Source organism: Vibrio neptunius (genome assembly GCF_000967495.1).
GTDB lineage: Bacteria > Pseudomonadota > Gammaproteobacteria > Enterobacterales > Vibrionaceae > Vibrio > Vibrio neptunius.
Genome location: NZ_JXXU01000075.1, coordinates 15,617 through 38,096, shown reverse-complemented (window position 1 = coordinate 38,096; position 22,480 = coordinate 15,617). Strand labels below are relative to the sequence as shown.

Annotated in this window: 15 protein-coding genes; 6 read left to right on the top strand and 9 right to left on the bottom strand. The window is 46.3% G+C overall.

The genetic code is table 11. The annotated features are described in order from the left end of the window. Window positions 1-11: 11 nt before the first annotated feature. Complete coding sequence (locus tag TW84_RS21295) at window positions 12-2,099, bottom strand: flotillin family protein (protein ID WP_045977628.1); 2,088 nt, start codon at window positions 2,097-2,099, stop codon at window positions 12-14. Window positions 2,100-2,127: 28 nt separating this feature from the next. Then, on the bottom strand, window positions 2,128-2,742 hold the full coding sequence (locus tag TW84_RS21290) for a DUF1449 family protein (RefSeq protein WP_045977627.1): 615 nt from the start codon (window positions 2,740-2,742) through the stop codon (window positions 2,128-2,130). Between the two features lie 312 nt (window positions 2,743-3,054). Between TW84_RS21290 and mutS the strand changes: the two genes are divergently transcribed. Then, on the top strand, window positions 3,055-5,619 hold the full coding sequence (gene mutS / locus TW84_RS21285; RefSeq protein ID WP_045977636.1) for a DNA mismatch repair protein MutS: 2,565 nt from the start codon (window positions 3,055-3,057) through the stop codon (window positions 5,617-5,619). A gap of 63 nt (window positions 5,620-5,682) precedes the next feature. On the opposite strand, the gene lptG is transcribed toward mutS, so the two are convergent. Both lptG and lptF read right to left on the bottom strand, forming a co-directional pair. Next, window positions 5,683-6,753 carry an LPS export ABC transporter permease LptG gene (gene lptG, locus TW84_RS21280; RefSeq protein WP_045977626.1) on the bottom strand — a complete coding sequence of 357 codons (1,071 nt, stop codon included), beginning with the start codon at window positions 6,751-6,753 and terminating at the stop codon, window positions 5,683-5,685. A 3-nt stretch (window positions 6,754-6,756) separates the two neighbouring features. Further along, window positions 6,757-7,860, bottom strand: coding sequence for an LPS export ABC transporter permease LptF (gene lptF / locus TW84_RS21275; RefSeq protein ID WP_045977625.1), 1,104 nt, complete (start codon window positions 7,858-7,860; stop codon window positions 6,757-6,759). Between the two features lie 190 nt (window positions 7,861-8,050). Here lptF and pepA point away from each other — a divergent pair, with 190 nt between their 5' ends. From pepA to TW84_RS21260, 3 genes are all read left to right on the top strand, one after another. Further along, window positions 8,051-9,559, top strand: coding sequence for a leucyl aminopeptidase (gene pepA / locus TW84_RS21270; protein WP_045977624.1), 1,509 nt, complete (start codon window positions 8,051-8,053; stop codon window positions 9,557-9,559). 52 nt (window positions 9,560-9,611) lie between these two features. After that, window positions 9,612-10,061 carry a DNA polymerase III subunit chi gene (locus TW84_RS21265; RefSeq protein WP_045977623.1) on the top strand — a complete coding sequence of 150 codons (450 nt, stop codon included), beginning with the start codon at window positions 9,612-9,614 and terminating at the stop codon, window positions 10,059-10,061. A gap of 96 nt (window positions 10,062-10,157) precedes the next feature. Next, window positions 10,158-13,031, top strand: a complete 2,874-nt coding sequence (locus TW84_RS21260; protein WP_045977622.1) for a valine--tRNA ligase — start codon at window positions 10,158-10,160, stop codon at window positions 13,029-13,031. Window positions 13,032-13,083: 52 nt separating this feature from the next. On the opposite strand, the gene TW84_RS21255 is transcribed toward TW84_RS21260, so the two are convergent. Beyond that, on the bottom strand, window positions 13,084-14,076 hold the full coding sequence (locus tag TW84_RS21255; protein ID WP_045977621.1) for a M48 family metallopeptidase: 993 nt from the start codon (window positions 14,074-14,076) through the stop codon (window positions 13,084-13,086). Then, window positions 14,076-15,251: a YjgN family protein gene (locus TW84_RS21250; protein ID WP_045977620.1), complete on the bottom strand. Its 1,176-nt coding sequence runs from the start codon at window positions 15,249-15,251 to the stop codon at window positions 14,076-14,078. Before TW84_RS21250 ends, TW84_RS21255 begins: the two co-directional genes overlap by 1 nt. Window positions 15,252-15,550: 299 nt before the next feature. Between TW84_RS21250 and TW84_RS21245 the strand changes: the two genes are divergently transcribed. Beyond that, on the top strand, window positions 15,551-16,288 hold the full coding sequence (locus TW84_RS21245; RefSeq protein WP_045977619.1) for a substrate-binding periplasmic protein: 738 nt from the start codon (window positions 15,551-15,553) through the stop codon (window positions 16,286-16,288). Here TW84_RS21245 and TW84_RS21240 read toward each other — a convergent pair. Continuing rightward, window positions 16,285-17,247, bottom strand: a complete 963-nt coding sequence (locus TW84_RS21240; protein ID WP_045977618.1) for a D-2-hydroxyacid dehydrogenase — start codon at window positions 17,245-17,247, stop codon at window positions 16,285-16,287. The two genes, TW84_RS21245 and TW84_RS21240, sit on opposite strands and share 4 nt — an antisense overlap. A 29-nt stretch (window positions 17,248-17,276) precedes the next feature. Continuing rightward, on the bottom strand, window positions 17,277-18,014 hold the full coding sequence (locus tag TW84_RS21235; RefSeq protein WP_045977617.1) for a pseudouridine synthase: 738 nt from the start codon (window positions 18,012-18,014) through the stop codon (window positions 17,277-17,279). A 187-nt stretch (window positions 18,015-18,201) separates the two neighbouring features. Between TW84_RS21235 and TW84_RS21230 the strand changes: the two genes are divergently transcribed. After that, complete coding sequence (locus TW84_RS21230) at window positions 18,202-19,473, top strand: NRAMP family divalent metal transporter (RefSeq protein WP_045977616.1); 1,272 nt, start codon at window positions 18,202-18,204, stop codon at window positions 19,471-19,473. Between the two features lie 61 nt (window positions 19,474-19,534). Here TW84_RS21230 and rapA read toward each other — a convergent pair whose 3' ends face one another. Beyond that, a complete protein-coding gene (rapA, locus tag TW84_RS21225; RefSeq protein WP_045977615.1) occupies window positions 19,535-22,444 on the bottom strand; it encodes an RNA polymerase-associated protein RapA in 2,910 nt (969 codons plus the stop codon). Between the last annotated feature and the right edge of the window lie 36 nt (window positions 22,445-22,480).

Sequence of the window (22,480 nt, the reverse complement as noted above, 5' to 3'; positions counted from 1 at the left end):
TGATTGTAACGCTACGCTTTATTTTCTGAAGAAACGTCTAACGAACTTTGAATTTTCTTCATCAGTTCGGCAGCTCCGCCTTGTGAATTCAGCAAACTTGCTAAGGCAACATTACTAAGATCACTGCTCTTTAGATTGGTATTCTCAAGTACGTCTTTGATATCTTGAGGCAAACTGCGATTGCCTTCCATGTAATCAGAGACCAGTGGATTCAGCACTTTTGACTCTTCAAATTTGCTGTCCATAGCAGCAGCATCCATGATGGTACGGCGGATCTGCTCGACCCCTTCACCACCAAAGAGTTTGATGTCTGCGTCTGACAGTGCCTGAGCGATGGCCTTCGCATTTTCACCAACCACAGATTTCTGCGCGTCAATACGTGCCAGCTCAAGATCTTTCTCTTGTTGCAATTGCATCACCCACTTATCGTGCTCACGTGTATGCTCATCGTACTGCTGAGCTGCTTCAAAGCGCGCCGATTGCGCTTCTGCCTCCGCAAGACCTTTCGCACGCATTGCCTGAGCTTCAGCTTCACCGGCACTTTGCAAAGTGAATGCTTCAGCTTCACCCGTTTCACGAATGGCCAGCGCTCTTTCGCGATCAACTTCAACCTCAGCCAAACCAGTCGCGCTGATAAGTTCTTTCTCAGCTTGAGCCATTCGCTCTTTCGCGGCCGCTTCTTTGTCTTTGGTAATAAATTCTGCTTCCGCACGTTTCACAGCGACGATCTGCTCCGCTTCCGCTTCACGCGATTTTACAGCCAGTTCATTTTCCGCTTCACGGGTTTTCACTTTCAGCTCAGCTTCGTTTTCGATCAACAGACGTTCAGCGCGCTCTTTAGCGGCATCTTTTTCAGCACGAGCAGCAACGAGGAGTTCTAATTGTGCTGCTTCTGCTGCAGCCTCAGCCTCCACCATGGTTACACGCTTCTTACGGTTGACCTGTTCATTCACTCGTAAGTTTTCCGTTTCTTCTTCTTCACGAGCAATCTTGCGTTCGATTTCTACACGCTGAGAACGTGTTTCTGCAACTGATTTTAATGATTCCTCAACCGTCGTCTCTTTCTGCATTTCTTTTTCCACAACTTCAGTTGCAGTCCGAACTTTTTCAGTTTCCACAGAACGAGTGAGTTCTTCTTCTTGAATCGCGACCTGACGCTGGTTGGCAATGCGCGTCATTTCCACTTCCATCTGTACACTTTCGCGTTTTTTCGCTACTTCTTCTTCGGTTTCCAACTTCGCGAGTTCAGTAATGCGTTGGTATTCTTCTTTTTTCTCAGCAGACAAGGCCTCTTCTTGTGCTTTAATGATCTCCACTTCACGCTGAGTTCGCGCCACACTTTCATGCTCTTGTTTATCAAGCTGAAGACGGTTTGCTTCTGCCTCAACATTTTTCTTTTTGATCGTCGTACGCTCATCTTGACGAATAGCGTTGGTTTCCGTGTTTTTTTGTGCCGTAATCGCCGAGATCTTACGAATACCCTCTACATCAAGAATGTTATTTGGGTTGTGAGCATCAAGCGCAGTTTGGTCAATCTTATCGATCACTACGTCATAGATCTTGAAACCATCCATCTCACTGCCGATCACCTGAACAACTGCATCACGGAATGCACGTCTATTGGTCAGCAATTCTTCGAATTCAAACTGCTTCACTGCCGTTTTTAGTGCTTCAGAGAATTTCGGCTGGAAGTGTTCTTTCAAACGCTCTAAGTTCGAAGCTTCATGGGCAGTAAATAGCTTTGCAACACGAACGATATCTTCTTCTTCATGGTTTACACCGATGTAGAAATCGACTTTTAGATCCGCTCGAATGTTGTCGCGACAGTGCAAACCTTCGTACTCTTCCCCTTCCTGATCTTTGCGTCCGCTACGAGTCACCGAGATCTTCTTGCGGGTGATATCCATGTATTCAAACCGGTTGATCACAGGCCATACAAACGTGCCCGTCAATGAAGCGCGAGTGCGCTCCAAGCCATTAACGATCAGAGCATCGCCTTCGCCTCTCACCTTTTTGTATCGTGAAGTAAGAAAAATCAAAATGAGCAGTGCGACACCACCACCCACTGCCATAAAAATTACACTTGGGGAAATTTCCATTAACCAACTCCTGTTGTAAAAATTTTGATTATTTTTTTGCTATTACGTAGCGACGAGATTTGGCTTCTTTGGCCACAATGACCACTTCATCACCGTATTCAATGTCAACCTCTTGCTCAGTTACCGCATCAAGTAAGTATTCATTTCCATTCTGAACAACCATGACTTCGCCAACCTCAGAAGTCACTTTGCTACTATGCACCCTTGCTGACAATCCCACATACTCAACCTGAGCAAAGGCGTTTTTCTTATCAAACAGGGGACTCAAGGGTTTTAACAACCAAGCAGCAATCACTAAAGCCAAATACGCAGTTATAGGGATAGAAACGAGGTTTGCAGCGATGAGTAACCCGTCTTTCCACCAGTTTTGAGCCCATTGCGACGCATAGAAAGACACAACCGTCGCAACAAAAAAGCTACAGCAAAGCGCGACCATAAGCGGCACTTTAGACAAAACAGGCGGCAATATAAGCCCTGAACCTGGGAGGCTATCGAAATCAAACAGGTCGATTTCAGCAGTCGCACTTTCAACGACGTTGAATGCCAAATCAATCAGCATCACCACTAAAAGCACTAAAAAGGGCACAAAGAAAAGGCTGGTGGGGAATGCCATCAGCTCAGATAAGAAATCATTCAAAGTCATAGACGTCACATAGTTGTTTTCACAGCATCAGATCGATACTGAGTTTATTTACATGCTTATAAATAAGTTGGACATTTACGGTCAGAATACTTAACCAACAAGGTGAATAAAAACGATTTGCATCATTATATGACTCACTTCATAAAAAACCATTTAAATCATAAACCTTTAATACAATTCGCCCTCTGCCTACATCGTTTAAAAATTGCTATTCCCAAAGAACACTTACCCTATAAAACAAGCGAATCTCTTTTCGCTGGCAGAGGATTCACGTATCCTAAGCCACAATAAACTCAAATGAAGAAGTTACCCGTGAAAGCCGAACAAAAACACACTCCCATGATGCAGCAGTACCTCAAATTAAAGGCTGAGAATCCGGATATATTGCTGTTCTATCGAATGGGAGATTTCTATGAGCTTTTTTATGAAGATGCCAAACGTGCATCTCAGTTACTTGATATCTCGCTAACAAAACGCGGTGCTTCCGCTGGTGAACCCATTCCTATGGCCGGTGTCCCGTTTCATGCAGTAGAGGGGTATCTGGCTAAGCTCGTTCAGCTCGGTGAGTCAGTGGCTATCTGTGAGCAGATTGGCGATCCAGCCACCAGTAAAGGGCCCGTTGAGCGTCAAGTCGTTCGTATCGTGACACCAGGTACTGTCACTGACGAAGCACTGCTCTCGGAACGGATTGATAACCTCATCGCAGCGATTTACCACCACGATGGTCAGTTTGGTTATGCCACACTAGATGTAACCTCTGGCCGCTTCCAGCTCATGGAGCCGGAAACCGAGGAAGCGATGGCAGCAGAACTGCAACGCACAGCCCCTCGTGAACTGCTGTTTCCTGAAGACTTCGAACCAGTAGAATTAATGGCCACGCGCAACGGTAATCGCCGTCGTCCCATTTGGGAATTTGAACTCGACACCGCCAAGCAGCAGTTAAACCAACAATTTGGTACTCGTGATTTAGTCGGTTTCGGTGTGGAACAAGCACATCTTGGGCTATGCGCTGCGGGTTGTCTTATTCAGTATGTGAAAGACACACAACGTACTGCCCTGCCCCATATCCGCTCCCTGACTTATGATCGTCAAGATCATTCCGTTATTCTCGATGCTGCCACTCGTCGTAATCTGGAGATCACTCAGAACTTGGCTGGTGGCACTGACAATACACTCGCAGAAGTCATTGATCATACTGCAACTCCAATGGGGAGCCGAATGTTGAAACGTTGGCTTCATCAGCCAATGCGTGACATCAATACGCTCAACCATCGTCTGGACGCGATTAGCGAACTGAAAGAAATGACTTTGTTTGCTGAACTAAATCCTGTTCTCAAACAGATTGGCGACATCGAACGTATCTTGGCACGTCTTGCTTTGCGCAGCGCTCGCCCACGTGACATGGCACGCTTACGCCATGCTATGCAGCAATTACCTGAGTTGGCAGAAACAATGGGCACGCTTGCTCACCCTTACCTCACCAAGCTAGGTGAGTATACGGCTCCTCAAGAGGCCGTTTGTGAGCTGCTAGAACGCGCCATTAAAGAGAACCCACCTGTAGTGATCCGAGAGGGTGGCGTGATTGCTGAAGGATATAATGCCGAACTCGACGAATGGCGAAAGTTGGCCGATGGTGCGACAGAGTATCTAGAAAAGATGGAACAGGATGAACGTGAACGCCATGGCATCGATACGCTCAAGGTCGGCTACAACAATGTTCACGGATTCTTCATCCAAGTCAGTCGCGGACAAAGTCACCTTGTACCTGCGCACTATGTACGTCGTCAAACGTTGAAAAACGCCGAGCGTTACATCATTCCTGAGCTAAAAGAACATGAAGATAAGGTTCTTAATTCAAAGTCAAAAGCACTGGCGCTTGAGAAACAATTGTGGGAAGAGCTGTTTGACCTTTTAATGCCCCACCTAGAAAAGCTGCAGAATTTGGCTTCGGCTATTTCCCAGATAGATGTACTGCAAAACCTTGCAGAGCGTGCGGATAGCTTAGATTACTGTCGACCTGTAATGAGTCAAGATCCTGGTATTCACATCCAGTCAGGGCGCCACCCCGTCGTCGAGCAAGTGATGAATGAGCCATTTATTGCCAATCCGATAGAGCTCAACCCACAGCGTAAGATGCTGATCATTACCGGTCCGAACATGGGTGGTAAATCAACCTACATGCGTCAAACAGCTTTAATTGCTCTGATGGCCCATATCGGTTCTTACGTACCAGCTGAATCGGCACAAATTGGCTCGATCGATCGCATCTTCACGCGTATAGGGGCATCCGATGATCTCGCCTCAGGACGTTCGACCTTCATGGTAGAGATGACTGAAACGGCCAACATCCTTCACAATGCGACGCCTAATAGCCTAGTACTGATGGATGAAATCGGCCGAGGTACAAGTACTTACGATGGGCTCTCACTCGCATGGGCGAGTGCAGAATGGTTGGCAAAAGAACTTGGTTCCATGACCTTATTTGCTACTCACTATTTTGAGCTGACCGAATTACCGAACCAGATTCCTCATTTAGCGAATGTCCACTTAGATGCGGTTGAGCACGGCGATACGATTGCCTTTATGCATGCCGTTCAGGATGGTGCTGCCAGCAAATCTTATGGCCTTGCTGTGGCTGGACTGGCTGGGGTACCAAAGAGTGTGATTAAAAATGCCCGAGCAAAGTTAACTCAGCTTGAACAACTCAGTCAGGGAGAAAGCAGCAGCGTCACCTGTAGTTCGGTCGATATTGCCAATCAACTGAGCCTAATTCCAGATCCAAGTGAAGTGGAAGAAGCTCTCTCTGGTATCGACCCAGACGATTTAACGCCACGTCAAGCACTGGAAGCATTGTACCGTCTGAAAAAGTTGCTGTAATAAAAAGCAAAACGGCAGCCATTCGCTGCCGTTTCTCTTTGTCACCTGATAAAAGCCGACGCTTTAAAGCTTTCTGCGCAATAGCATCAACGCCACGGTTAAAAACACGATACTAGGCATAACAGCACCAAAGACCGGAGGAATACTGTAAACCAGACTCAGCGGACCAAAGAACTCGCTAGAGATGTAGAAAGTGAACCCTGCGACCACGCCAGATAAAATGCGCGCTCCCATTGTCACACTGCGCAACGGCCCAAAAATGAACGATAGCGCCATAAGCATCATCACTGCGATCGAGAATGGCTGAGTAATTTTACGCCATAAAGCCAACTCATAGCGCGAGGCATCCTGCTCTGAAGCTTTGAGGTAAGTGACATAATCATATAACCCACTCAAAGATAGTTCTTCTGGTTTTACCGTGACCACAGCCAATTTATCTGGCGCGAGAGAGGTCGTCCATCGATACTCCGGCAAACTGGTTTTAGAGATTTCAATCTCATCTGACATCTCAGTAACCTGAACATCTTTCATCACCCAGGTATTATCAGACAGATAATCTACTTCCGCTGCATGCACAACACTTTCTAATTGCTTATTTTCGTTGAAGCGCCACATGTTCAAACCGTAAAGTTTATCGTCTTCAACTTTGCCAAGAAAAATAAAATCGTTCGCATCGCGCGCCCAAACACCGGTTCGCACTGACATGATCGCTCCGCCAGATGTAGTAAAAGCACGCAGATCACGCGCCATCTTTTGAGCTTGAGGGGCCCCCCATTGACCAAGTAACGTCACTAGAATCATTAACGGGACTGCTGTTTTTAATACTGACAGCCCGATATCAAGCTTGGAATAGCCAGCCGCCTGCATGACTACCAACTCGGAACTTGAGGCCAGCATGCCTAATCCAATTAAAGCGCCCAATAATGCAGCCATTGGGAAGAACATTTCAATATCACGAGGAATACTCAACAATACGTAGAAAAGAGCTTGGATTAAGTCATAACTGCCCTGACCTACTTTACGTAGCTGCTCAACGTACTTGATGATGGCAGAAAGACCCACAAATGTCGCCAACACCAGTGACGTAGTTGCGATAATGGTTCTACCAATATACAGATCGAGAATTTTAAACACGACTTATGCTGCCTTCTTTCTTTGTCTTAGTTTGTCTTTAAAGCGTCGCATTGGAATACTGTCCAAAGAATTGATCCCTAACGCAGTCAACAGCAAAGCGGCGTTAATCGGCCACATACCGATAAACGACGGGATCGAGCCATCTTCCAGCGCAGACTTCGTTGCACTGATCGAGAGGAAATACGCCAGGTAGATGAGAATCGCAGGGCCCATTTTCGCAAAGCGCCCCTGACGCGGATTCACCGCTGACAGCGGGACAACCAACATGGTCAGAAGCGGAATGCAAACCACCAGAGAAATACGCCATTGCAATTCAGCCTGAGCGCGCGGATCTGGGTTAGACACTAACTGCATCGTAGGGATAGCTTCCCAGTCACGCCCTTTCGGTTTCACATCACGTTGACCAATCAAACCTTCATACTGGTCAAAATCGGTCACCATGTAATCAACGCGCGTTGGTACACCTTCATAACGCGTACCGTCGTACATGCGAATAACCTGACGTCCATCACTCAATTCTTTCACTTCACCAGATTGCGAGAAGGACACACTTGGCAAAATTGAATCACGTGGGCGCATCTGAGCAACGAATACATGTTTAAGCTGCTTGCCTTCAATATCATCAATAAAGACCACTGAAGAACCATCTGGAGTGCCTTGGAACTGACCCTTTTGCAATAAATCAACGCTATTTTCAGCTTCCACTTCTTCCTGTAACTGAATCAGCTTTTCTTGACTCATTGGTGAAAACACAAATGCATTGGCTGCAGCAATCACACCAGTAATAACGGCCAAATACAAGGCAGCACGTATCAGGAACTTATTGCCGATCCCCGTCGCATTCATGACAGTTATTTCACTTTCCGCATACAGACGACCGAAAGTCAGCAAAATACCAAGGAAAAGACTCAAAGGGAGCATCAATAAGCCCATCGAAGGCATACTCAAACTCACATAGTGCATCACCAGACCGGCAGGAATATCACCATCCGACGCATCCGCTAAAACTTTGATCAATTTTTGGCTTAAAAACACTAAAAACAGTATAAAAAATATCGCTAACTGGCTCTTGAGTGTCTCGCGGATCAAATATCTAACAATAATCACGCTGAAATTACCTATACAAAACTTGTTTTTTTAATTGAATCACTATAATTTCCCGTTGAACCTTTTATTTTTAAATTTTTGGCTAACTGTTAACGCGCTTATTTAAAAGTAGTTCCGATTAAGGAATCAACAAGTAAGACGCCATTATCTAACATTTAGTTCTATTTGTCTTCAGGATGTAGGAGTACGCATGGAGTTCAGTGTAAAGAGTGGTAGCCCGGAAAAACAGCGCAGCGCTTGTATCGTTGTAGGTGTATTCGAACCACGTCGCCTTTCTCCAGTTGCTGAACAGCTCGATAAAATCAGCGACGGCTATATCAGTTCACTACTTCGCCGTGGTGATCTGGAAGGTAAACCAGGACAGATGCTACTTCTGCATCAAGTACCAGGTGTATTGTCTGAACGTGTTTTACTTGTCGGTTGTGGCAAGGAACGTGAATTGGGCGAGCGTCAGTACAAAGAAATTATTCAGAAAACGATCAACACTCTGAATGAAACAGGTTCGATGGAAGCGGTTTGCTTCCTAACTGAGTTGCACGTTAAAGGTCGCGACACTTACTGGAAAGTGCGTCAAGCAGTCGAAGCAACAAAAGATGGCCTGTATACTTTTGATCAGTTCAAGAGCGTGAAACCAGAGACTCGTCGCCCACTACGTAAGCTAGTGTTCAACGTCCCTACTCGTCGCGAGCTGAGCTTGGGTGAAAAAGCGATCACTCATGGCCTTGCTATTGCGTCAGGCGTAAAGGCATCTAAGGACCTTGGTAACATGCCGCCTAACGTTGCAAACCCAGCTTATCTTGCCTCACAAGCTCGTCGCCTAGCAGACGATTACGAAACCATCACCACCAAGATCATTGGTGAACAAGAGATGGAAAAACTGGGTATGACTTCATACCTAGCCGTTGGTCGTGGTTCTAAAAACGAATCTATGATGTCTATCATGGAATACAAGGGCAACCCGGATTCAGAAGCAAAACCAATTGTTCTGGTGGGTAAAGGTCTCACTTTCGACTCAGGCGGTATCTCACTCAAACCCGGTGAAGGAATGGATGAGATGAAGTATGACATGTGTGGTGCAGCATCTGTCTTCGGTACCATGAAATCTCTGGCAAAACTGAACCTACCAATCAATGTTATCGGTGTCCTTGCTGGCTGCGAAAACATGCCTGGCAGCAACGCGTACCGCCCAGGTGATATTCTAACCACTATGTCAGGTCAAACTGTCGAGGTGCTAAACACCGACGCAGAAGGACGTTTAGTTCTATGTGATGCATTGACGTACGTCGAACGATTCGAACCAGATTGCGTTGTCGATGTCGCGACTCTGACAGGTGCTTGTGTCATTGCATTGGGCCATCACATCAGTGGCGTTGTTTCTAATCACAACCCACTTTCCCATGAGTTAGTCAACGCTTCTGAACAAGCGAGTGACCGCGCATGGCGCCTTCCAATGGCTGACGAGTACCATGAACAGTTGAAGAGCCCGTTTGCCGACATGGCAAACATCGGAGGTCGTCCTGGTGGTACCATTACCGCTGGCTGCTTCCTGTCTAAGTTTGCTAAAAAATACAACTGGGCACACATTGACATTGCAGGTACTGCGTGGAAATCAGGCGCAGCAAAAGGGTCAACAGGCCGTCCGGTCTCAATGCTTGTCCAGTTCTTACTGAACCGCAGTGGCCAAGAAACAGAAGAGTAATTTCTGAACAAATTCTAAAGGGCCGACAGGCCCTTTTTTATTCGGAATGATTATGCCAAACGCGACGTTTTACATCATTAAGCCTGATTCACCACAAGCCAATCAAAAAGGCTTTGAACAGTATGTTTTGTTTCTAGCTGGTCACTTTGCCAAACAAGGCGCTAAGGTGTATCTCCATTGCCATGATAAACAACATGCGGAGCAGCTAGCGGAATGTTTCTGGCAAGTCGATGCCGAGCAATATCTGGCTCACAACCTTACAGGTGAAGGACCAAAATATGGCACAGGCATTGAAATCGGATACCAAGGCGTTAAGCCCTCATGGAACCGTCAACTAGTAATAAATTTGGCGGAAAATGAGACAACCTTTGCGAATAAGTTTGCAGAGGTGGTAGACTTCGTTCCTTGCGAAGAAAAAGCCAAGCAACTGGCGCGAGAACGATATAAAATCTATCGCCAAGCGGGTTATCAGCTACAAACGATCGACATCGCACACAACTAATGGTCAATCCTTATAGTTAAGCTCTCCTTCGAGAGAGTTCACTTATAAAGATTGACTTAGAATTAAACTAGACCTATCTGCAGAATATCTATAGCTATGGAAAAGACATATAACCCAACTTCAATTGAACAAGCTTTATACCAAGCTTGGGAAGAGAAAGGCTACTTTAAGCCACACGGTGACACGACGAAAGAATCATACAGCATCATGATCCCGCCACCGAACGTCACTGGTAGCCTACATATGGGCCACGCGTTCCAAGACACCATCATGGACACTTTGATCCGTGCTGAGCGTATGAAGGGCAAAAACACTCTTTGGCAAGTAGGTACTGACCACGCTGGTATCGCAACTCAGATGGTTGTTGAGCGCAAGATCGCCGCTGAAGAAGGCAAAACTAAGCACGATTACGGTCGTGATGCTTTCATCGACAAAATCTGGGAATGGAAAAACGAATCTGGCGGCACTATCACTAAGCAGCTTCGTCGCCTTGGTGCATCTGTAGACTGGGACCGTGAGCGTTTCACGATGGATGATGGTCTGTCTAATGCAGTTCAAGAAGTATTCGTTCGCCTATACGAAGAAGACCTAATCTACCGTGGTAAGCGTCTAGTAAACTGGGATCCTAAACTGCACACTGCAATTTCTGATCTTGAAGTTGAAAACAAAGACAAAAATGGCCACATGTGGCACTTCCGCTACCCGCTAGCAAACGGCGTGAAGACAGCTGAAGGTAAAGACTACATTGTTGTTGCGACCACTCGTCCAGAAACAATGCTCGGTGATACTGGTGTTGCTGTAAACCCAGAAGATCCACGTTACAAAGATCTTATCGGTAAAGAAATCCTACTTCCTATCGTTAACCGTCTGATCCCTATCGTTGGCGATGAGCACGCAGATATGGAAAAAGGCACAGGTTGTGTGAAGATCACTCCTGCGCACGATTTCAATGACTACGAAGTTGGTAAGCGTAACAACCTACCGATGATCAACATCCTAACCTTCAACGCAGACATCCGTGATGCGGCTGAAGTCTTCACTACTAACGGTGAAGCTAGCGATGTTTACTCAACAGAGTTACCTGCTAAATACCACGGCATGGAGCGTTTTGCTGCACGTAAAGCGATCGTTGCGGAATTTGAAGAGCTTGGTCTTCTTGATGAAATCAAAGATCACGACCTGACGGTTCCTTACGGCGACCGTGGTGGCGTGGTTATCGAACCAATGCTAACTGACCAATGGTACGTGCGTGCTGCACCTCTTGCTGAGCCTGCTGTTAAAGCGGTTGAAGATGGCGAGATCCAGTTCGTTCCTAAGCAGTACGAAAACATGTACTTCTCTTGGATGCGTGACATTCAAGACTGGTGTATCTCTCGTCAGCTTTGGTGGGGTCACCGTATCCCAGCTTGGTACGACAACGACGGCAACGTATATGTTGGTCGTACTGAAGAAGAAGTACGTGCAAACAACAACCTTGCTCCAGTCGTTGTTCTTCGCCAAGACGACGACGTACTAGATACGTGGTTCTCTTCTGCACTATGGACGTTCGGTACTCAAGGCTGGCCAGAGCAAACTGAAGACCTGAAGACATTCCATCCTTCAGACGTACTAGTAACTGGTTTCGACATTATCTTCTTCTGGGTTGCGCGTATGATCATGATGACCATGCACTTCAACAAAGATGAAAACGGTAAGTCACAAGTACCATTCAAGACAGTTTATGTAACGGGTCTAATCCGTGACGAAAACGGCGACAAAATGTCTAAGTCTAAAGGTAACGTACTTGACCCAATCGATATGATCGATGGTATCGACCTTGAGTCTCTAGTAGAGAAGCGTTGTGGCAACATGATGCAGCCTCAGCTAGCGAAGAAGATCGAGAAGAACACTCGTAAGACTTTTGAAAACGGTATCGAACCATACGGTACTGACGCACTGCGTTTCACTCTTGCTGCTATGGCTTCTACTGGCCGTGACATCAACTGGGATATGAAGCGTCTTGAAGGTTACCGTAACTTCTGTAACAAACTATGGAACGCAAGCCGTTACGTACTGATGAATACCGAAGAGCACGATTGTGGCATGTCACTGTCTGCTGAAGAGCGTGCTAACCTTGAGTTCTCTCTTGCTGACAAATGGATTGAATCTCAGTTTGAACTGGCTGCGAAAGAGTTTAACGCTCACCTAGACAATTACCGTCTAGACATGGCGGCAAACACGCTTTATGAATTCATCTGGAACCAATTCTGTGACTGGTACCTAGAGCTAACTAAGCCCGTTCTTTGGAAAGGCACTGAAGCTCAGCAAGTTGCGACTCGCCACATGCTGATCACGGTACTTGAGAAAACTCTACGTCTAGCTCATCCCGTGCTTCCTTACATCACAGAATCTATCTGGCAGAGCGTGAAGCCACTAGTAGACGGTGTTGAAGGCGACACTATTATGACTCAAGCGCTTCCTCAGTTTAACCAAGAGAACTTCAACGCTGAGATCGTAGAAGACATCGAATGGGTTAAGACTTTCATTACTGCTATCCGTAACCTACGTGCCGAGTACGACATTGCACCAAGCAAAGGTCTATCGGTAATGGTTAAGGTTGCTGATGAGAAAGATGCAGCTCGTATCGCAGCAAACAAGACTGTACTAAGTTCACTGGCTAAACTAGATGAAATCAAAGTCCTAGCTAAAGGTGGAGAGACACCAGCTTGTGCAACTAAACTGGTTGAAAAGTCTGAGCTGATGATCCCGATGGCAGGTCTGATTGACAAAGATGCCGAGCTTACTCGTCTTGATGGCGAAATCAAAAAAACTCACGGCGAAATCAAACGTATCGAAGGCAAACTAGGTAACGAAGGTTTCGTTGCTAAAGCGCCTGAAGCGGTTGTTGCGAAAGAGCGTGAAAAGCTAGAAGGTTACCAAGAAACCTTAATCAAGCTTGAAGAGCAGAAGACAACCATCGCGGCACTCTAAACCAGTACCACACAAAGAAAAGGCAGCGAATACGCTGCCTTTTTTATCTCTACTATTCGCGTGCGGACTGGATACGTAGCTCAAAATCAGGGTGAGTACTCATCCACTCTGGTACGTCCAGCATTCCTTGTTGCCTGATTAACTCGAACATGTCTGCCATCGGCACACTACTGCCATAGATATCCATCATCGCTTGTCGAGCATAAACGTCAGCTTCCAATTCAGCTTCACGAGAGTGACCATTGGCAAGGAAGAAAACTCCTAGCCCAGCCAAGTTATCCACTACTCCCGAACTTTCGCCGGTTAATAGGGCAACGCCAACGGAAAGTAAGCTCGAGTGGACCAAGCTTTTTATCATATGGCGATGATGAACATGACCTAGCTCGTGAAGTATAATGCTATCGAGTTGTTGTTCATTCTCAGCTAGAGTGACCAAGTCGTCGAGCAACACGATTTTCCCACCTGGTAAAGCAAATGCATTGGCGCCAAGTTCTGAGGAGCGAAACACCACCTCAATAGGATAAGGTAGTGGTTCCAGCTGTGTGACATGCTGAATCACGCGTTGGCGGATCGCATGCTGCTCTTGCAGACTCAACTTGCTCTCTTGCCAGCGATTATCAAAGCTTTCGAGCACTTTATCGCCCAGCGTCACTGCTACATAATCAGGGATGGCGTTGGCGACCTTCTCACTGGTCCATGGCAAAACATAAAAGTAGCTGCCTAATACCACTCCAATACATACTGCTACTGACAGCAGCCACGCCAACCAGTTAGCTTCCATTTTATCAATAGTACTGCTTCTGCGATTTCGCTCCAGCCAGTGGCTGACGTCTGTAGTTCTCTCCACGACAAACACCCAGCCATCGGGGAATTTAAAACGCACAGGGAGATTACCAACAGGCACACTGATATCGGCGTATTGCTGGTCACAGCTGATGATTTTTCCATCAACACGCAAACTTAATGCGTTGGCTTGAGTGACATCCAACTTGGCAGGATGGCGCTCCGAGCTACGTGGCGGAAATGCCACCCCGTCAAATAGCATTAGCTGATTCCGATACCTAGATCAAAAGCCTGAGCTACTTCATCTGATACCGCTGATTTGACCGTTGAATCTTGATCTGTCGCTTTCAGTGCGCTCATATCACCGAACACAACGGTATTATCAGCAACATAGCGGGACGTTCTGACCATAACCCAAGGTCTGGCAATACTGAGGGTTACTACCTGCAATAAGAAGTTAGAGATCACCAACCAAGTGTACCCTCTCGCAGTTAGTGACGACTTGAAAGTGTATCGATTGTCTGACTCTTGCGCCGATTTTGCTTGTAGCTGATCAAAAATGTAATTGCGTAATCTTGTGGTGGTATACGCCGTCAGACCGATAGTCAGAATGATGATGGCTATGTAGGCCACAATAAACGTCACAAACTGAGATGCGCCCATAAACGAGCTTAGATCGCCACTCTGAAATGCGGTGAAATCGAAACCGCTGAATACCGTCAGAGACATCACAACCAAAAGAACAATCGACGCAACAATACCCAGACCAATCGCCTTTAGATAGGTTTTGAAGAAGAAGCCAGTTTCGAGTTCTGCACTGAACTTCCAGTCTCCGTATCGATAGCCATTAGAAAAATATCTATGTGCGCCAGCCACGACCCATGCATATACCACAGCCATGAAAACAAAAGAAGCAATACCCAATACCGTTGCTCCTACCGGCGAAACACTGGCGACTCCCATGACTACACCAACGTAAATAGCCACAGCCAGCAAAGCGCCTAAACCTCGTCCCATCAGTGCCACATATGCATCTTTTAATGAAGAGTCAAAAGAGAAATGAACATTGCGGTAACTCGTCATTGCGGCATCAAAACGGGCATTGCTCCACAATAACCAAGGTAAAGCAATGTAAAAAGCCAGTAGTAGTACAGCACTCACTACTGGGAAAAATGCGTTAGCCACAGCCCAAATGACTAGAACTGCAACAGCGACTAAACGCCCTTTGAGGATTTGCATCGGCACAGCATGATACTCAAAGTTATCATTGTCGACATAGGTATTGCCGTAGAAATAGCGTTTTGTTCTGACCTTCGCCCAAGCAGAATAAATGCCCAAAGTGATGATGCTCAGCAGAACATTGACTATCCAAATGCCAAAGAATTCGCCTCCTTTCCCCTTAAAATTAATGGGATTCGTTGTATGTTTTTGTTCCATTTATTACATTTCCTGACGTAGTTGACTAAAAAAACAAGGCAAATAATTTCTTACATTTCATTGCCATCGTCCATGTCTTAATAACAAGAAAATGCAACCAATTGATGTACATCACAAATAACATGAGTTATTGACACAATAATTTTACATATGGTGGACGCCAAATTTGTTTCCTCATGAGATCTCAAATACTTTTTGCTTGGCTACCGTCATGTTCGCTCAACGCTTTTGTTGTTATTGAGCCAATCGAGTACGTGTCTTCTAGAATTACTTAAGAGGTCACCAAATAAGGAACCCAGATGTTGAAGAAATCACTAGCGGCTATTCCCTTGCTTCTCTGTTTATTCATATCATCAGCCTACGCCGAAAACACGCGTAAAACCGTCAAAATCACCGCTGGAGATTGGCCTCCTTTTATCGGTCAAAGCCTAGAAGATTACGGTGTCGTCGCACAAACCATCAAGCAGGTTTTTGCGTTACAAGGTTATGAGGTGGTTTTCACTTTCTACCCTTGGGCAAGAGCTTATGAGAAAGCCCAAAGTGGTGAATATGATGCCACTGCGGTGTGGATGTTTGATGATGAGCGGACGGAACATTTCTATTTCAGTGAACCCGTATCACAAGAGCAATTTGTTTTCTTTCATCACAAAGACCTCGCCTTTGATTGGTCTACTATAGACGATCTAAAAGGCTACAAGATGGGCGGCGGGCTTGGTTACAGCTATGGGGAAGCTTTGGATAGGCTAATTGATGCCAAAGAGGTCAGTATAAGCCGGGTCAATAGCCCCAGTCAGAATCTGTTGCGCCTTAACCACAAACGCATCCAAATCTATCCGGAAGAACGTCAAATCGGCATGTATCACCTAAACCAACAACCAGAAGAGATTCAGGGTAATATTACCTACCACCCGAAACCTTTTCTCAATAACGACGGCTTTGTCATGTTCTCAAAACTAAGCCCAAGAGGAAAAAAACTACTAGAGGTTTTTAACCAAGGGCTTATTAAATGGCATCAGCAGCAATCTCAAAGTAACTAAACGACACGGTTTTGCTCTCGCCCTTGATGAAAAGCGTTAATATTGTCCATCAGAATATTCGCTAGATTCTGTATCGATGAATCACTACCCCACGCCACGTGTGGTGTTAGGAGTAAATTGGGCAAATTAATATTGGCGAGTAGCGGATTGCTATCATCCGCTGGCTCTTGGCTAAACACATCTACGCCAGCGCCAGCAATGGTGCCCCGTTTTAAGGCCTCTAGCAGAGCCATTTCATCAACTAAACCACCCCGTCCGGTATTGATAAGCACACTATGAGGTTTCATTTGAGTGAGTTCTTGATGCCCAATTAAGTGATGAGTTCGTTCATTCAACGGACAATGTAGCGTCAACACATCAGCCATCATCAAAACCTGCTCAAATGGCAGGTAGCCATTTCGACAATGGTTTGCGCCTTTATGTTCGGCGTAAATAACCTGCATCCCAACCGCCCTAGCCAGAACCGCAGTGGCCTGACCCAAAGCTCCAGAGCCAACAACGCCCAAAGTTGATCCTGCTACGTCACCAATTGGGTGAGTAAAGAAGCAAAACTGCTTATTGCGCTGCCATTCCCCATTAGCAATATCATTGTGGTAACCGATTAGATTGCGTTTAAGGGCAAATATCATTCCAACCACATGTTCAGGCACCGATTGAGTGGCATAGCCTTGCACGTTTGTGACGGCGATGCTTTGCTCGCGGCAGTAATCAATGTCGATGTTGTTGAAGCCAGTAGCCGAGACAGCGACCAGCTTGAGCTCCGGCAGTTGACGCAATACTGCCGCATCTAATACGACTTTATTAGTGATCACGATTTGAGCATTTTTCAACCGCTCTACTACCAGCTCAGGGCTGGTAAAATCATATTCAATCCATTGATGGTCAAAAGTAAGGTGAGGTAATTCGATATGAGTTGGGATCGTTGTACGATCCAAGAATACAACATTCGGCAGCGACATAGTTTCTCCTTTCGCTGCCTATAATGAAATCATGGACGCGGCAGCGCTTTGTAATCAGGCAATTCTCGCACAGGATCGAAATAGTTAAAGATCAACGCCTCCGCTTCAGGATAAAAATCACAAGGAACAAAAATACTGCGTAAGCGATCATCTTGAGGGTGGTAAAAACTCAATTCAGCCGCATGCAGTTCAAGACGGTTGGAGAATTCAAACGCTTCTCCTTGTGAATAAAATTCATCTCCGACAATCGGATGCCCTAAAGCCTGCATATGCACACGCAACTGATGTGAGCGCCCTGTAATAGGCAGTAACCTAACAATGGTGGTCTGCTCCTCCCGCTTCGCCACCTCAAATAAGGTTTGAGATGGCTTACCCTGATCAAAACAGACTTTCTGCTTCGGCCGATTTGGCCAATCACAAATCAGTGGAAGATCCACTTTTCCCTCTTGTTGTTCAACCTGCCCCCATACACGAGCATAGTAGACCTTATGCGTGAGGCGAAACTGAAACTGTTTTTTTAACGCCGACTCTGTGGGCTTGTTCTTGGCAAACAGCATCAAACCTGAAGTTGACATGTCAAGGCGATGAACAGGTTGGATGTCGGGATAAATGTCTTTTAAACGGCTCCACATACTGTCGTAGTGCTCTTCAGCCCTTCCGGGCACAGACAAGAGACCCGACGGTTTATTCACAACAAGGATGCCTTCATCTTCAAATACTCGCTCAATCCATGGCTCAGTCGGAGGGTAGTATTGTTGCATAGCCATAAAACATCTCAATCAGGTATAAAACGCAACCAGTATATCAGAGTCAGGCTTGTGACGGCGTTTCCACATCCTAGTATGCTTTAGCTTTTTTCATGTAAATAATATTTAACACATTGATTGCATGTGATATTCATACTTAAAGTTGACAAGAAATAATCAATAACGACAAAAACATCAAGGAACCCAAATGGAAACGATCTCCGCTTCAGAAAGCAAACCCAAATGCTCTCTGTCACAACTCATCCGCTCGCTAGGCCCAGGAATTATGATGGCCGCCGCTGCGGTGGGAGGATCACATCTGGTGGCTTCAACCAAAGCCGGTGCAATTTACGGTTGGCAGCTAGCCGCACTCATTTTGTTAGTTAACTTTTTTAAATACCCATTTTTCCGTGCCAGCGTACAGTACACCATGGGAACCGGAGAAAGTCTGGTCGAAGGCTACGCCAAGCTAGGTCGACCTTACCTATGGCTGTTTGTCGCACTCAGCGTCGTTTCAGGCGTCGTTAACACAGCCGCCTTACTCCTCTTCAGTGCTAGCTTGTTGGGTTACTTTATTCCTTTCGAGCTCTCGACTACGAGCTTGTGCTTAATCGTCTTAGTCACCTGTTTAACGATTCTGTTTGCAGGTCACTACAAAGCCCTCGACACCTTATCCAAAATCATTATGGCGGTACTGACCATCGCAACATTGACTGCGGTCACTATTGCCGCAGGTAACCCTGTCGAAGCGGCTCCCGCTTTTGAAGCGCCCTCGCCTTGGTCCATTGCCGCTATCGGTTTTATTGTTGTAACCATGGGTTGGATGCCAGCACCGATTGAAATTTCCAGCCTGACTTCAATGTGGCTTAAAAGTCAGCAACACCACCAAAAGGTAACCGCTCGTTCTGCTTTGTTTGATTTCAATGTGGGCTACATCGGTACCGCTATTCTGGCGATTGTCTTCCTTGCGCTGGGTACTTTGGTCTTACACGGCAGCAATATTGAACTATCTCAATCGGGTGTAGGATTTTCACATCAGTTGGTTGGGCTCTACGCATCAACCATTGGAGAGTGGTCGCGTTACCTGATTGCAGCCGTTGCGTTCTTCTGCATTTTTGGCAGTACGATTACAGTGATTGACGGCTACGCTCGAGTGATTTCAGAATCTCAACGACTACTGCGCAAGCAAAAAGAGATGAAGCATAAAGTGACTCAAGGTTGGATGTTACTTATCTCCGCAGCGGCACTGTCAATTATCGTATTCTGGGCGACAGCACTTCTACCAATGCTTGATTTTGCAATGATTCTGGCCTTTATGACCACACCGTTTTTCGCGCTACTTAACTATATTCTGGTTTCAAAATCTCAATTGCCAGAACCTTTAGTGCTCAGCAGTAAACTGAAATGGCTCTCCATCACAGGTCTTGTCTACCTGTTTGGTTTCTTGACAGTATTTGTGTGGTGGAAGTGGCTGATGTAGCCAAATATCGACCAACAAAAAAGGCCTTCAAATGAAGGCCTTTTACTGTAAGTTACGTAAATCAGTTGTGAGAAACAACGATCATACGCAGAGAATCTAGTTGATATTGAGCTTGAGCAATGTAGCCATTGAGCTCTCTCATTTGCTCTTCAATCGCCGCCAGTTCTTCATCACGAATGTTTGGGTTAACCGCCTTCAATGCTTGCAATCGTTCTAGCTCTGCATTCAAGCTCGCCTGCATTTCCCGTTGCGCTTGCGCCCGGACAGCTTCGACCTTTTCGACAATAAGCGCTTCACCTGCGGTGATCATCTGATGCACCTGAGCCTGAACTGAAGACACCAATTTCGTCGCCATATGGCGGCCTACTGGGCTAAGCTGGCGATTAAAGCTTTCAAACTCGACCTGCCCTGATAAGTCACTGCCTTTGCCATCCAACATCAAACGAATTGGTGTGGTTGGTAGGAAACGACTGATACCGCTTCGTTTTGGCGCTTGGGCATCAACTCTATATACCAACTCAAGCAGCATAGTGCCTACTGGCAACGCTTTGTTTTTGAGGAGAGATACTGCGGCGACACCGACACCTTCACTCATCAATAAGTCGATACCGCCCTGAATCATCGGGTGCTCCCAACTGATGAAGTTCATATCTTCTCGAGACAACGCCGTATCACGATCGAAGGTAATTGTTGCACCTTCGTAAGGCAGACCAGGATAACTTGGCACCATCATGTGCTCAGATGGTGTTACTACCAAGGCATTCTCCCCTTTATCATCCTGATTAAGGCCAATGGTATCAAACAGACTCAACGCAAACGTCACTAGATTGGTATCACCATCGGTGGCCGCAATCTTATCGACTATCTGCTGCGCTTTTTCACCACCATTGGAATGCATTTCCAGTAAACGGTCACGTCCTTGCTCAAGTTGAGACTTAAGCTCTTTGTTCATCGCTGCCGATTCGCTGATCACATCATCGAGTTCGGTAACGTCACCCGAAGCCAGCATTTCAATCAAACGATCAGAGAACTTGTCATACACCGCGCGACCTGTCGGGCAAGTATCAGCAAACGCATTCAGGCCTTCATCGAACCAACGCGCTAAAATAGCCTGTGAAGTTTGCTCCAGATAAGGAACGTGAATATCAATATCGCGGCTCTGACCAATACGGTCTAGGCGGCCAATACGCTGCTCAAGTAAGTCAGGGTTAAACGGCAAATCGAACATCACTAGTTGGTTTGCAAACTGGAAGTTACGACCTTCTGAACCGATTTCACTACAGATTAGTACCTGAGCCCCGCCCTCTTCCTGCGCAAAGTAAGCGGCCGCTTTATCGCGTTCTAAAATCGACATACCTTCGTGAAACACAGTAGCACGGATACCTTCACGTTCACGCAACGCCTGCTCCAGCTGAAGCGCTGTGCTAGCACGAGAAGCAATAACCAAAATCTTATCACTTCGCTTTTGTTTGATCTTCTCAATCAACCAATTGACGCGTGAATCAAATTGCCACCAGCTGGCATCATCGCCTTCAAATTCTTGGAAGATCTCTTCCGGATAGAGATTTTTCAACGCACGTGCTTCAGGGCTTATTTTGCCACCAATCATGCCTGATACGCGCATCGACGTCGTATACTGCTGAGGAATCGGCATGGGCAGCAAGTTTACGTTGCGCACTGGGAAGCCTTTGATCGCTGCACGGGTGTTACGGAACAGTACACGTCCTGTGCCATGGCGGTCCATCAGGTTATCAATCAGTTCCTGACGAGCTGCAGCTTTAGCTTCTTCTTCGCTATCGCTTTCAATAATGCGGAATAAAGGCTCAACATCCTGTTCAGACAACAATTCAGTAATCTGATTTTTAGCTTCATTCTCGAGCTGTTGGCCGGAGAACAACGCACTCACTGAATCCGCTACTGGCGCGTATTGCTCTTCTTCCTCAACAAACGCTTGGTAGTCATAGAAGCGGTCTGAATCGAGCAAACGCAGACGGGCAAAGTGACTTTCACGTCCTAGTTGTTCTGGGGTTGCAGTCAAAAGGAGTACGCCTGGGGTACGCTCTGCCAGCCCTTCAACCACCTGATACTCACGACTTGGTTTTTCTTGACTCCATTCTAAGTGGTGAGCTTCATCAACAACCAGTAAGTCCCATTCACCGTCAAGCGCTTGTTCAAAGCGCTTGCGGCTCTTGCGCAAGAAATCCAGTGAACACAGCACATATTGTTGAGTATCAAATGGGTTATCCGCATCAGCAAATGCCTCGATACAGCGCTCTTCATCAAAAATAGAGAAGTGCAAGTTGAAGCGTCGCATCATTTCCACCAACCATTGATGCTGCAAGGTTTCCGGAACCACTATCAAAATACGTTCCGCTCGACCCGCCAGCACCTGTTGGTGGATGATCATCCCAGCTTCGATGGTTTTGCCTAGACCGACTTCATCAGCTAATAAAACACGAGGGGCATGACGACGACCGACCTCATGAGCAATATATAACTGATGAGGAATGAGACCCGCACGCATTCCACAAAGACCACGCATTGGGCTCTTGTGCTGTTCATACTGGTTCATCAATGCACGATAACGGAGCACAAAATTGTCCATTCGGTCAATTTGACCCGCGAACAATTTATCTTGAGGTTTGTTAAAACGAATTTGATTGCTGAGCATAATTTCGCGCAGCACAACCTCTTGTTCTCCGCTGTCTTCGCGAGTACCTATATAGGTAAACAGACCTTGGTCCTCGACCACTTGCTCAATCTTTAGTGACCAACCTTGCTGACTGTCAACGACATCACCAGCGTTAAAGGTTACTCGGGTTACAGGAGCATCATTACGAGCGTACACTCGGTTCTCTTCAGAAGCTGCGAACATAAGTGTCACAGTGCGCGCATCCAATGCTACTACAGTCCCTAAACCTAAATCGCTTTCCGTATCGCTGATCCAGCGCTGGCCCAAAGCAAATGTCATGAATCGACTACCTCATCTGTTTAATTCAAAAATGGG

Excerpts from the sequence above, each read along its gene's own strand:
- pepA (WP_045977624.1), top strand. The coding sequence starts at position 8,051 with ATGGAGTTCAGTGTAAAGAGTGGTAGCCCGGAAAAACAGCGCAGCGCT.
- TW84_RS21250 (WP_045977620.1), bottom strand. The coding sequence starts at position 15,251 with ATGGAACAAAAACATACAACGAATCCCATTAATTTTAAGGGGAAAGGA.
- TW84_RS21265 (WP_045977623.1), top strand. The coding sequence starts at position 9,612 with ATGCCAAACGCGACGTTTTACATCATTAAGCCTGATTCACCACAAGCC.
- TW84_RS21235 (WP_045977617.1), bottom strand. The coding sequence starts at position 18,014 with ATGGCTATGCAACAATACTACCCTCCGACTGAGCCATGGATTGAGCGA.
- rapA (WP_045977615.1), bottom strand. The coding sequence starts at position 22,444 with ATGACATTTGCTTTGGGCCAGCGCTGGATCAGCGATACGGAAAGCGAT.
- TW84_RS21290 (WP_045977627.1), bottom strand. The coding sequence starts at position 2,742 with ATGACTTTGAATGATTTCTTATCTGAGCTGATGGCATTCCCCACCAGC.
- TW84_RS21240 (WP_045977618.1), bottom strand. The coding sequence starts at position 17,247 with ATGTCGCTGCCGAATGTTGTATTCTTGGATCGTACAACGATCCCAACT.
- TW84_RS21230 (WP_045977616.1), top strand. The coding sequence starts at position 18,202 with ATGGAAACGATCTCCGCTTCAGAAAGCAAACCCAAATGCTCTCTGTCA.
- TW84_RS21295 (WP_045977628.1), bottom strand. The coding sequence starts at position 2,099 with ATGGAAATTTCCCCAAGTGTAATTTTTATGGCAGTGGGTGGTGGTGTC.
- TW84_RS21260 (WP_045977622.1), top strand. The coding sequence starts at position 10,158 with ATGGAAAAGACATATAACCCAACTTCAATTGAACAAGCTTTATACCAA.
- TW84_RS21245 (WP_045977619.1), top strand. The coding sequence starts at position 15,551 with ATGTTGAAGAAATCACTAGCGGCTATTCCCTTGCTTCTCTGTTTATTC.
- TW84_RS21255 (WP_045977621.1), bottom strand. The coding sequence starts at position 14,076 with ATGCTATTTGACGGGGTGGCATTTCCGCCACGTAGCTCGGAGCGCCAT.